General features: G+C 62.4%; 12 protein-coding genes. All 12 read right to left on the reverse strand.

Going from position 1 to position 12,155, the window contains the following annotated elements; all coding sequences use genetic code 11:
- The coding region (locus ACTO5E_RS07995) for an aminotransferase-like domain-containing protein (RefSeq protein ID WP_482302887.1) at positions 1-904 on the reverse strand (904 nt) is incomplete at its 3' end.
- A gap of 412 nt (positions 905-1,316) precedes the next feature.
- Positions 1,317-3,674 carry a SpoIIE family protein phosphatase gene (locus ACTO5E_RS08000; RefSeq protein ID WP_482302888.1) on the reverse strand — a complete coding sequence of 786 codons (2,358 nt, stop codon included), beginning with the start codon at positions 3,672-3,674 and terminating at the stop codon, positions 1,317-1,319.
- A gap of 424 nt (positions 3,675-4,098) precedes the next feature.
- Positions 4,099-5,061, reverse strand: coding sequence for a riboflavin biosynthesis protein RibF (gene ribF / locus ACTO5E_RS08005; protein ID WP_482302889.1), 963 nt, complete (start codon positions 5,059-5,061; stop codon positions 4,099-4,101).
- Between the two features lie 88 nt (positions 5,062-5,149).
- Entirely contained in the window at positions 5,150-6,058 is a 909-nt protein-coding gene (truB, locus tag ACTO5E_RS08010) for a tRNA pseudouridine(55) synthase TruB (RefSeq protein WP_482302890.1), read from the reverse strand.
- Positions 6,059-6,064: 6 nt separating this feature from the next.
- A complete protein-coding gene (locus ACTO5E_RS08015; protein WP_482302891.1) occupies positions 6,065-7,030 on the reverse strand; it encodes a DHH family phosphoesterase in 966 nt (321 codons plus the stop codon).
- The gene (gene rbfA / locus ACTO5E_RS08020) at positions 7,017-7,397 is read right to left on the reverse strand and encodes a 30S ribosome-binding factor RbfA (RefSeq protein WP_482302892.1); all 381 of its coding nucleotides are present in this window, start codon (positions 7,395-7,397) and stop codon (positions 7,017-7,019) included. The genes ACTO5E_RS08015 and rbfA overlap by 14 nt, the downstream gene beginning before the upstream one ends.
- Positions 7,398-7,450: 53 nt before the next feature.
- Positions 7,451-8,326 (reverse strand): alpha/beta fold hydrolase, encoded by an 876-nt coding sequence (locus ACTO5E_RS08025; protein WP_482302893.1) that lies wholly within the window; start codon positions 8,324-8,326, stop codon positions 7,451-7,453.
- 39 nt (positions 8,327-8,365) lie between these two features.
- On the reverse strand, positions 8,366-8,578 hold the full coding sequence (locus ACTO5E_RS08030; RefSeq protein ID WP_482302894.1) for a hypothetical protein: 213 nt from the start codon (positions 8,576-8,578) through the stop codon (positions 8,366-8,368).
- A gap of 16 nt (positions 8,579-8,594) precedes the next feature.
- The gene (locus ACTO5E_RS08035; RefSeq protein WP_482302895.1) at positions 8,595-8,849 is read right to left on the reverse strand and encodes a type II toxin-antitoxin system RelE family toxin; all 255 of its coding nucleotides are present in this window, start codon (positions 8,847-8,849) and stop codon (positions 8,595-8,597) included.
- Positions 8,850-11,315: a translation initiation factor IF-2 gene (gene infB / locus ACTO5E_RS08040; RefSeq protein WP_482302896.1), complete on the reverse strand. Its 2,466-nt coding sequence runs from the start codon at positions 11,313-11,315 to the stop codon at positions 8,850-8,852.
- Positions 11,312-11,671, reverse strand: coding sequence for a L7Ae/L30e/S12e/Gadd45 family ribosomal protein (locus ACTO5E_RS08045; protein ID WP_482302897.1), 360 nt, complete (start codon positions 11,669-11,671; stop codon positions 11,312-11,314). The genes infB and ACTO5E_RS08045 overlap by 4 nt, the downstream gene beginning before the upstream one ends.
- Entirely contained in the window at positions 11,664-11,942 is a 279-nt protein-coding gene (gene rnpM / locus ACTO5E_RS08050) for an RNase P modulator RnpM (protein ID WP_482302898.1), read from the reverse strand. Before rnpM ends, ACTO5E_RS08045 begins: the two co-directional genes overlap by 8 nt.
- Between the last annotated feature and the right edge of the window lie 213 nt (positions 11,943-12,155).

Here is a 12,155-nt window from a genome sequence, read left to right on the forward strand (position 1 = left end):
CGGACTTGCGCCGGTAAATCTCCCGCAGGCGGCGGAGATGGGCCTCATAGTCCCGCTGGGTCAGCATACGGTGGCAGATGATCTGCGCCCAGATATTGCTGTGCACATCCTCCCCCTGCTTGCAGACCACCATTTTCTGTATCACCTCCTGGGGTCCCACAGCATAGCCCACCCGCATACCGGGAGAGATCACCTTGGAGAAGGAGCCCGCGTACATCACCACGCCCTCCTGGTCCAGGGCCTTGATGCTGGGCAGGTCCTCCCCGGCAAAACGCAGGTCGCCGTAGGGGTTGTCCTCCAAAATCAGCACGCCGCGGTCCCGGCAGAGCTCGTAAACCCTTTTGCGCTTTTCCAGGCTCATGGTGACGCCGGAGGGATTCTGGAAATTGGGGATGGTATAGAAATATTTAATATTTTTTTCCGTGTCGAGGGCCTTTGCCAGACCCTCCACGCTGACCCCGTCCGCCTCCATGGGCACGCCGCAGAGCCTGGCCCGGTAGGAGCGGAAGGTGTTCAGAGAGCCGATAAAGCTGGGGGCCTCGCACAGCACCGTGTCCCCCTCGTTCAGCAGGGTTTTGGTCAACAGGTCCATCACCTGCTGGGCCCCGCTGGTGATGATCACCTGGTCGTTGTCTGTGCCCAGCCCATACTTTTCGGCCATGTATTTCTTCAGGTACTCCCGCAGAGGGGCATAGCCCTCGGTGAGGCTGTATTGCAGGGCTTCCACAGGGGTGTCGGCCAGCAGGCTCTCAGAGAGCGTCCGGATGTCCTCATAGGGGAAAGCGTCTGGCGCGGGATTGCCGGCGGAGAGAGGGATGACGCCGGGGGCAGAGGAGTTTTTCAGGATTTCGCGGATGGCGGAGGGCTTAAGGTCCTTCACCCGCTGGGAGAATTGGTAATTCATGGGGACCCTTCTTTCTTTGGAAGCCGCCCGGCCCGCCCCGGAGAGGGACAGGGCCGGGCGGCGTTGTTTTTTCTATTATATCCATCCTCCTTTCAAAAGTCAAGCTGACGGGGCGCGGGGGGATTGTCCCAACCACAGAGATAACCATCTGTGTTCCCCCGCCCTACGGGCGGAGGAACATGAAAAGCTCTCCGAAACGAACACTCCCGGGCGCGGGAGACTGTGGCGGGAGGGGAAGGCTATCCCCCACAATCAGCGCGGAGCCGTGCCGGGGCTTGTGACAGGCAGCGTCTTTGCGTACAGGACAGACAGCGGCCTGTTGAGAGATAAATATGGAAAGAAGCTCCTTTCTTCACCCAATGGGGTGATATTCTGCGTGCGTGCATATGGACCGTGCGGCACCGCTTTTCTTTCAGGCTGCCTGCACCACCAGCACCAATGCGGTCATGTCGTCCTCGTGGCCGTCGCTGCGGCGCTTCTTCGCCTCCTCTGTCACCCGCTGGGCCAGTAAGTTGGGGTTCTCATCCTCATCCCAGTCCGCCGCCATGTCTACCAGCCACTCGCTGCCTGCGGCCACCACCCCGTCTGACACCATCACCAGCAGGTCGCCTGGCGAAAGCTCCCGCTGGCTGGCGGCAAACTCCACCCCAGGCATAATGCCCACCGGCACGCTGCTGGCCTCAATTACCTCTGTCCTCCTTCCCCGGCGCAGAATGGTGCAGGCCGCGCCAGCCTTGCGGAACTCTGTTTTGCCTGTAAACAGGTCCACGCACACCAAGTCCATGGTGGCCAGCGATTCGTCCCCTGACTTGGCAATCAGCGCAGAGTTGACGGTCTCTAACATACTGTCAAAGCCCACCCCGGCCTTCAGCAGGCTTTCCGCCATGGCCGAGGTCATGGCCCCGTCTACTGCCGCCCGGCCCCCGGTGCCCATGCCATCGCTGAGCACTGCAATCAGCCGCCCGCAGCCGTCGTAGAACACATTGGTGCTGTCGCCGCAAAAGGCCCCGCCTCCGGCGCAGGTCTGAGAGAACCCCCGGCCTACGTCCAGCAGAGGACGCTGGCACATCTGGATGCGGCAGCGGTCCTCTCCGGCGCTGACGCAGGGCGGGGAGAACAGCCGCCCGCAGGCAGAGGACACCTCCCGGGTGAAAGCCGCCCGGTTCAGACGCTTCTGCCGCTCCCGGCCAATCTCCGCCTCCACGGTCATCCGGTCGAACCGGTCCACCCGGCAGCACACCTCCAAGGGGGTGACGCCGCTGTCCCGGAGCACCACCGCCACCCGCTGAGCCGCCTCCTCGTCAAACCGCTGGTACTGGGCAAACTCTCCGGCCAGCTCCTCCAATATCCCCGCCGTGGTGCGGAAATGGGCCTCCACCACCTCCCGCACCTGGGCGGTCCGCAGCTCCGCCGCCTCCTTCATTAAATAGCGGGCGTAATTTTTGTTCAGCTCGTCCCGCATTTCCCCGGCCCGGCAGCAGCGGTCGCTGAACTCCTTGGTGAAGTCGCAGGTCTCAAGCTTCTCCTTTTCCTTCAAGGGGCCGGAGAGCTGGGCAAAGTTCCGCAGGGTCTGGTCCTTATACTTGCGCCAGCAGACGGTGCTCATGCCGCACCCGGCGCAAATGGTCTCGGTGGACCTGTCATAGACCCCCCGCAGGGTGGGGGCGCAGACATTTTGCAGCTTTTTCGCAATCTCCTCTACGGACACGGAGACCTGGGTGAGGGCCTGGGCCGCGTACTTCAGCCGCATGACAATATTCCCCCGCAGGGCTCCGCCGCTGAGGCTGTCCCCCCGCAGGCCGAAAATCTCGGTGAACCGCCGGCTGCGGGGCAGAAACATGTAGACAATGGTAGCCGCCGCCACCTCCACCGCCCCGGTGAGGATTTGCGTACTGCCCGCCCCCACCTGTAACGAGGCAACTCCGTGGGCGATGATAAAGGCCGCGGCCCCTGCCACCTTGCCCATTGGGGCGAACACCCCGGCCATCAGCCCCCCCAGCCCGTAGGCCCCGGAGAGATAGGACAGCCCGGCGGTGGACAGGCCCTGAATGGCTCCCGCTGCCACCCCGGCCACCGCGCCCCCGGAGATGCCCGCTGCCCGGGCGCAGTACAGCACCAGAAGCACCAGAAGAATCCTGCCCAGGGAGACCCCCATGACGCTCACCCCGGAGAAGGAGAGGAGAAGCACCCCCAGGCTCACAGTCACTGCCGCCAGGTCGCCGCTTTCCAGGCGTCCCCCCACTGCGCCGATGCGGGGCTTGCCCTCGCCGGTGAGCCCGCTGAGCAGGTACACCACCCGCCGCAAAAAGTAGGCGCTGCCCGCCCCCAGAAAGGACTCCGCCACATACTGGGCAGCGGTATATGTCACCGAGCCCTGCAGGAATACCATAGTCATGCCTGTGAGCAGCAGCGGCAGAAACGCCGCCGCCGGAGAGAACAGGGGATGGCCGTTTACTGACTTCAGCTGGTCCAGTGACCAACGAATAGCTGTGACCGCCACCAACGCCGCCGCGTACCGCACCGGCACATAGGCCGGCGAGGGCAGCAGGTAGCCCAGAAAGGCCCCCATGGCCCCGGCCCACAGCCCGCCCCGGGGGGCGGCCGCTGCTACCGCCACCCCAAAGGGCGCATACTTGCCGAACACCAGCCCCCGGGCCGCAGCCAGCCCTGCCAGAAAGCAGCCTGTCATGGTGACAGCCCGGCGGGCATAGTCGCCGCGCAGCTGCTGGACCAGGTTGGAGAGAGTCCGCCTCCATTTTGTCAATTCCATTTACAACACCGCCTCAAGTAAAATTATGTTACCCCTTATGCGGGAGACGATGAAATTATACCTCCTGGCGGGAAAAATAAAGGTCGTTTGGGGGCTGCGGTTTTCTGGGAGTTTACGGAGGATGCCGGGGCATGTCCCCGGAGAGGGACGGATGGAACAGGGAAATGGCGAAAAGCGGGGACAAAATATTATGTCAAGTATGGTTGCGCGAAAAAGGGACCGGGTGTTTTCCCGGTCATTCGACCTGTTCTGGTAATCCGTGTACCGGGAAACGGCTGGCAATGCGCGGACAGCCCTTTGCTGGCAGAAATGGGGCAGAGACGGGGCGGATTTCTTTGCTAAAAGGGAAAATGCCACCCCTTCCAGCCCCAGGCATAGCCTGTGGGTTGAAAGGGGTGGCATTTCTTCTTGGAATCTGTTGTTCTTAGGGGCGCTGTCCGCAGTCTTCAACAGCTGCTGTGGTCAGCCTGTTCCATGGAGCCGGCGGCATCTTCCCGGCTATGGCCCTGGCCGTCTCGCCGTTGCGGAGAATTTCCTCCCGCAGCGCCTCCAACGAGTCAAACCTTTTCTCAGGCCGGATGAAGTCCAGCAGGCACACCCGGACCTGCTGCCCGTACAGGTCCCCGGAAAACTCCGGCATCCAGGTCTCCGCCAGCACCCGGTCTGAGCCCACGGTGGGCTTCAGCCCTATGTTGCACACGCCGTACTGCCAGCTGCCTCCCACCTGGCACCAAGCGGCATACACCCCAAAACGGGGGCAGACCAGCTCCTCTGGCAGGGCCTGATTGATGGTAGGGGTCCCCAGGCGGGTAGAGCCGATGTGGTTGCCGTGGATCACCTCCAGCTCAAAGCTGAACCGCCTGCCCAGCAGACGGTTGGCCGCTGCCGGGTCCCCCTGCTCCAATGCCTGGCGGATGCGGGTAGAGCTGATTTTCTCCCCGTTTTCTGTCACCGGCGGGACCACGGTCAGCTTTACCCCAGCTTCGCCGCAGAGCCGGGCCAGCAGGCTTTTGTCCCCTGCCGCGCCCCGGCCAAAGCGGAAGTCCTCTCCGCAGCAGACCTGCCGCACGTTCAGCCGGGTGAAGAGCATGTCTCTGACAAAGTCCTCCGCCGGAAGGTCCTTTACTGCGGCAAAGTCCATCTCATACATTCTGGCCACGCCCAGCTCCTCCAACAGCCGGGCCTTGTCCTGCCCGGTCATCACCAACCGTTCCCCTGAGGGGCTTCGCCGGAAGGTGAACACCGCCGGCTCCCATCCGGCGGCATTCGCCCCGGCCAGGGCGGCCCCGACCACCGCCAGATGCCCCCGGTGCAGGCCGTCAAAGGTGCCCAGGGCCAAGGAGCAGGCCGATTGCGGAGCTGCCTGCACTGTGTTTATGATCTCCATTTCCGTGCCCCTTCCTGCTGAAAATTCTTCCCATCGTTTCTGCCCACTGCCCGGCCATGTTCACAGAAGGCTTTGGAAAGGCAGGAATTCAGCCCTCTTCTGTGAAGCGTTTCAGAAAGCGCAGCTCCGACCGGTTCAGGTCGGCCCTGGCCAGGCCTAAAAAGCTCCCCTGAGGGCCATACACCCGAAGGACCTGTCCCTCCTCCGGCTTTGCCCTCAGCCGCAGCCGCTGCATGTCCAGCCCGCCGCCATTCTGAAAACGCCTGCTCTGGGCCTCGCTTACCGCTACCTGGGCATAGCCCTCAAACAGGCTCTCTACCGGCCGCAGCACGGACCCCAGCCCGCCGCCCGCCGCCAGCTCCCGCAGGCGGTCCAGGGGCAGCGCCTCCTCTTCGGAGAATCCACAGGCCTGCGTGCGCCGCAGAGCAGTCATGACGCCCACCGTGCCTGCCGCCTGGGCGATGTCCTCAATCAGCACACGGATGTACGTTCCCTTGGAGCAGCTCACCCGAAGCCTGCCCCGCCGGGCTGTCTCGTCGTAGTCCTCCAAAGTCAGCAGGGCAATGTGGACGGGGCGGGGCGAGCGCTCTACCTCCATGCCCTGGCGGGCCAGCTGGTAGAGCCGCTTGCCGTTTACCGACACCGCCGAATACATGGGCGGCACCTGCATAATGTCCCCCCGAAATCCGGTCAGGGCCGCTTCCAGCTGCGGCCGGGACACCGGGCAGTCCCTCCGTTCTGTCAAGGTTCCGGTGACGTCTCCGGTATCGTAACGCTCTCCCAGCAAAAACTCCGCCTGGTACTCCTTGTCTGTGTCAGGCAGCAGCTCCGCCGCCTTGGCGGCCCGCCCCAGCAGCAGGGGAAGCACCCCGGTTGCCATGGGGTCCAGGGTGCCGGTGTGGCCAATTTTCTTTTCCTTGGCAAGCCCCCGCATCACTGCCACCACGTCGAAGGAGGTGAAGCCCTGGGGCTTGTCGACAACTATTACACCGTTCATATGGGGTCAGACGCACCCTATCTCCGCAAGATATTGTTGGCAGGCCTCCATCATTCTGAGCCGGGCTCCTGCCATATTCAGCCCGTCCAGAGGACAGCCTGCCGCTCCGGCGTGGCCGCCGCCCCCAAAGCGCTGGGCGATCACCGAGGCGTTGGCCGGTGGGCTGGTGCGCAGAGAGGCTTTGATGCTGCCGTCCTCCTTCTCCTTCAGACTGACAAAAATCAGCACGCCCTCGATCTCTGCCGCAGCGCGGCCCACGCTGCCGTCCATGTCCCCCTCGTCCGCGCCTGTCTCCTCTATGATAGAGCGGGGGATCTGTATCATGGAGCATTTGCCCCCGCAGAAGACCTCCAGGGTGTTCAGCTCCATCACCTCGGCACGAATTGCCGCCAGCTTTTTGCTCTCATAAATCTGCTTGTTGATGTCCCCGGCAGGCGCGCCCGCCTCCAACAGACTGGCGGCAACCCGCAGGGTGCGGGGCGTTACGTTCCGGTAGCGGAAGCAGCCGGTGTCTGTGACAATGCCGGTATACAGGCATCCCAAAACGCCGGCGTCTGCCGGCGCTTCCAGCTCCTGCAGGAGCAGCCAGATCATTTCCGCTGTGGCCGCGCTTTCCGGATCTACCCAACGGGCGTTTGCAAAGGGCCGGTGGACGCCGTGGTGGTCAATAGCCAGCTCCATCTTGTCTCCGAATTTCTCCCAGGCGTCCCCCAGAAGCTTCTGGTCTGCTACATCCACGGTGAGCACATGGGCCGGTGTGAGGCCGGTATGCTCCACTCCCTGGGTCAGATAGGCGAACTTTCCGGGCACGGGACTGGCGCAGTACCAGTCCGCCTGTTTGCCCATGGCCCGCAGGCCCCGCACCAGGCCGAACATGGAGCCCAAAGCGTCCCCATCCGGGTTCTCGTGGCAGATGACCAGAATATCATTCCAGTCCCTCAAAAGGGCGGCGGTCTCTTTACAGGTCAGCATCTTCGTCCTCCTCCCTTTCCTCCGGAATGTCCAGGCCGTGGAGGATTTTGGAAATGCTGGCCCCGTACTCAATGGAGTCGGTGGGCTTGAAGATCAGCTCCGGCACGTGGCGCAGCTTCAGCCTGTGGCCCAGCTCCCGGCGGATATACCCCGCTGCGGATTTGAGCCCCTTTGCCGCCTCCTTTGACCGTTCCAGGCCTTCTACTGTGCTGACATAGGCTGTGCAGTAGGAGAGGTCGTTGGTGACCTCCACCCGCACCACGCTCAGCAGGCACCCGGTGACCCGGGGGTCTTTCAGCTCCCGGATGATGGCGGAGAGCTCTCTGCTCACATCCTCGGTGATGCGTCCTAATTTGTGTCCAGGCATGGCAATCCCTCCTTGCGCGGCAGAATTCCCGGTGGGGGCCGCGTTATGGTCAATCAACTGGTTGTTTGTACAAGGCCTTCCAGAAACCTCTCGTAATGGTCCACAAAGCGGGGGAAGCCCCCAAAGCCGTTCTCCCCTGTCCCGTATATCTCCTGCTCAGAGCGATGCCCCTCGCTGGGAATATAGGTGCAGGCGGGCAGCTTCCTTTGCAGGTCCACGGCCAGCCGCTCCGGGTGGAAGTCGTCTGAGCAGGGGCAGACCAGAACAGGGAGCCGGAGCTCCCCCAGCTCCTCATCTGTAAGGTTCGCCCGGTAAAAGAGGGGATTTCCCATCCATTCCCCCCAATTCCGCAGGGTGCGGCTGAACGCCTTGTGGTCCAGGGCGAAAATCTTCTCCCTGTCCCTTTGGCACAGCTCTGCCAGCCAGCGGGAGGCCCCGGCGAACCGGTGGGGCGGCGGGTTTTGTGAAAGCTGCACCGCCTGCTCCATGGAGTGCTCCGCTGCCTGGGCGATATCAAAATACCGGGCCCGGATCACTTCCTGCTCCGGCTGGCTGGCGGTGTCAGTGGGGCGGTACATGCCCAGGCTTTTCACCCGGCCAGGGTAGAGATGGGCAAACAGCAGGCCCATCTCTCCGCCTCCCGAGCAGCCAGCCAGGTGCACCGGGCCCTCTCCCAGGGCGTCCAGAAGCTTGGCCAGATACCCGCAGGCCAAATGGTACTCGCTGGGAGCTGGGGGAAGAGACACGCCGGACTGCCCGCAGTTGGGGCCGTCCCAAATCAGCACCCGGAAGCGCCTGGACAGCCTGCCCGCGAAATAGTATGCGCCGGGGTTGAGGCCGCCCAGCACGGACTGCAAATAGACCACGGTCTCTCCGCTGCCATAGGCCTCGTACATGATTGCAATATCTCCGGCCTGACATTTTGGCATAAAACCGCCTCCTATGGCTGAATTCCGGCACTCCTCCGCTTAGTCCCAGGTGATGTCCTTATGGGAAACCGTCTCGCCCCGGGCAATCTCCTGCTCTGCTTCATCCAGCCTTTGTTTTTCCTCCGGGGTTAGTTTTGTAAAGTCTGGATCCCAGGCCCGTACCAGCCTTTGCATAAATTCATATGCAAACAGCTGTTCTTCTTCCGGCAGCATATTCGCCAATTCTGCAATTTGCTGTGTCATGGGCGCCATATGACCACATCCTTTCTCACTTATAGATATCTCCACGGCTGTCTATATCCATAATATAAACGGTTTTGCCATCTTCCGCATATCGGTACACCACTCTATACTTTCCAACGCGCAGTCTGCCGCGGCCATCGGAAAAGCCCTGTAACGGCTTTATGTCCCCCTTCGGCGGGGTCTCCGTCAAACCCAGGACCGCTCTGCTGATCCTGCTTTTCAGCAGCTTATCCATTCGGCCAATCGCCTTGACCGCCAGTTTTGTATACTCGATCTCCATTTAGTCCCGGTACTCCTCCATCTCGTAGGCTTCCAGGATGTCTCCCTGCTTGATGTCGGCAAACTTCTCCAGGGTGATGCCGCAGTCGTAGCCGTCGGCCACCTCTTTCACATCGTCCTTGAAGCGGCGCAGGGAGGCAACTTTGTCGTCGGCCACGATGATGCCGTCGCGCACCACCCGCACCAGAGCGCTGCGGGTGATTTTGCCCGCTGTGACATGGCCGCCGATAACAATGCCCACATTGCTGATCTTGTAGGTCTCCCGGCACTCGGCGCGGCCCAGGGCCACCTCCCGGTACTTGGGAGCCAGCATGCCCTTCATGGCGCTCTCAATCTCCTCGATGCAGTCGTATATAATGCGGTACAGCCGCATATCCACCCCATCCCGCTTGGCGTTCTCCTCCGCCACCGGGTCGGGCCGCACATTGAAGCCCACAATAATGGCGTTGGAGGCATTGGCCAGCATCACGTCGCTCTCGCTGACCGCGCCCACGGCCCCGTGGATGATATGCACCCGGACCTCCTCGTTGCTGAGCTTTTCCAGAGACTGGCGCACTGCCTCCACCGAGCCCTGCACGTCGGCCTTGACGATGATTTTCAGCTCCTTCATGTCCCCCTCCTTCATCTGCTCAAACAGATTGTCAAGGGTGACCCGGGTCTGGGCCCGGAAGGCCTCCTCCTTCTGCTCGGTCAGGCGCTGCTCTACCAGCTCCCGGGCCAGGCGTTCGTCAGACACTGCGTCGAAAACATCGCCGCCCACAGGCACGTCTCCAAGGCCTGTGATCTCTACCGGCACCGAGGGGCCCGCCTCCTGCACCCGGCGGCCCTTGTCGTCCATCATGGACCGCACCCGGCCCACAGTGGCCCCGGCCACCAGAATATCCCCGGCCTTCAGGGTGCCGTTTTGCACCAGCACAGTGGCCACAGGGCCCATGCCCTTGTCCAGCCGCGCCTCAATCACCGTGCCCTTGGCGGCACGGTCCGGGTTGGCCTTCAGCTCCATCATGTCGGCGGTGAGAATGATCATCTCCAACAGGTCGTTGATGCCCTCCTTGGTGTGGGCGGACACTGGAATGCAGGGGGTGTCGCCGCCCCACTCCTCGGGCACCAGCTCATACTCGGTGAGCTGCTGCTTTACCCGGTCAGGGTCAGCCCCCAGCTTATCCATTTTGTTGATGGCCACAATAATGCTGACTCCTGCCGCTCTGGCGTGGTTGATGGCCTCCACGGTCTGGGGCATGATACCGTCGTCCGCGGCCACCACCAGCACGGCAATGTCCGTCACCTTGGCGCCCCGGGCCCGCATGGTGGTAAAGGCCGCGTGGCCGGGGGTGTCCAGAAAGGTCACGTCCCGGTCGCCCACCTTTACCCGGTAAGCGCCGATGTGCTGGGTGATGCCTCCTGCCTCGCCCTCGGTGACATTGGAGTTGCGGATCACGTCCAGGATGGAGGTCTTGCCGTGGTCTACATGGCCCATGACCACCACCACCGGGGCCCGGGAGACCAGATTGGCCTCGTCGTCCTCGCTGTCGTCAATGATGCGCTCCTCAATGGTGACCACCACTTCTTTCTCCACTCGGGCGTGGAACTCGTCGGCAATGAGCACAGCTGTGTCAAAGTCAATCACATCGTTGATGGCGGCAAACACCCCCAGGCCCATGAGCTTTTTGATGACCTCCGGGGCGGAGACCTTCAGCCGCAGGGCGAAGTCGCCCACCGTGATCTCCTCCGGCACCTCGATGGTGATGTGCTTGGCCTTGCGCTCTTGGGCAATGCGGCGCAAACGCTCGGCCTCGGTCTCCCGCTTGCCCCGGCGCTGCTGGCCCCGGCGCTGCTGGTTCCGGTTGGTGAACTTCTGCTTGGTCACCACATTATCCTGGCGGCCGCCCACCTTCTGGTCGGCCAGCTGGGTATACTTCTCGTTATATTTGTCGATGTTCACATTGCTGGAACGGGTATCTACCACCCGGCGCACCGGCTGCTTGGGCTCCCGCTGGGCCTGGGGCTTCTCATCGGGCTTTTGCTGGGGCTTCTGGGCCTGAGGGGGCTGGGGCTGGCCGGCCGGCCGCGTCTCGTTTTTCCGGGGACGCTCCTGCTGCCGCTGCTTCTGGTCCTGTCTCTGGCCGGGCCTCTGCTCCTGGGGCTTTCTCCCGGTTCTGGCCTCCTCCGGCTGTTTGCGCCCGGCGTTCTTCTCCTGCTCCGGCTGGGCCTTCTGGACCTCAGGCATGGGCTCAGGCTGAGGCTCGGGGCGCACCACCACAGCGTCCCGCTGGGCAAAAAACGCGTCAAAGCTCTCCATGCTCCGCTGCTGGGTAAAGCTTTCCAGCACAATGTCCAGCTCATTCTCATTCAGGGCCGTCATGTACTTCTTCGGCTCTGGGAAGAACTTGGCCAGAGTGTCGATGACCTCCTTGTTCTGAATCCCCAGGTCCTTGGCGACCTCCCGAACTCTGTATTTTATCATCATAGGGTTTCCTCCTCCTTCTTACGCGCGTTCTCGTCTGTGGGCCGGACTGGCGTTCCCGGCCCCTCCAATTCCTTGATGACCGCCCCGGCAAAGCCCTTGTCGTTGACAGCCACAATGCCGGCCCGCACCCCGCAGGCATGGCCCAGCTCCTGGATGGAGGCTGTCAGCCGCACTGCCGGAATGCCGGCCCTCTGCGCCTCGTAGCACAGATTCTTATAGGTTTTATCTGAAATATCCCCGGCCGCGGCCAGCAGGGCCGCCTTGCCGGCGCGGGCTGCCTTTTGGCAGGCGTCAAAGCCAGCCTCCAGCCGGCCGGCCCGGCGGGCCAGCCCCAAAAGGGAAAGCGTTTTATTCATTCTCCGTCAGCTCCCCTTCCAGCGCGTCATAGACCTCTTCCGGTATTTTGCAGGAAAACGCCCATTCCAGCCGCCGGGCCTTTCTGGCCAGGCGCAGGCAGTCTGCGCTCCGGCAGAGATAGGCCCCCCGGCCGGGGCTTTTCCCGGTCAGGTCCAGGCTGATCTGGGGAGGCGGCGTTTTGCCCTCCTCCCCCGGCTTTTCCGGGGCCTTCACAATTCGCACCAGCTCCTTTTTAGGCCTCATCTGCCCGCAGCCGGTACACATTCTCATGGGAATCTTCCTCTGGCGCAAAAATGACCACTCCCCTTCCCGCTGTTATGAAAGCAATGGCTTAGAACTTGTATTCATAGGCGGAGGATGCCGGAGGGGCGAGGGATTTTGCCGCCCTGCAAGGCAAAAAATCGCAGGAATACTTGCCGTATTTCAAGATTTTTTAACGCAGCAGGACGGCAAAAGACCCGTCCCTCCGGCGTTCAACGCCTG

This window comes from Acutalibacter sp. (genome assembly GCF_056800975.1).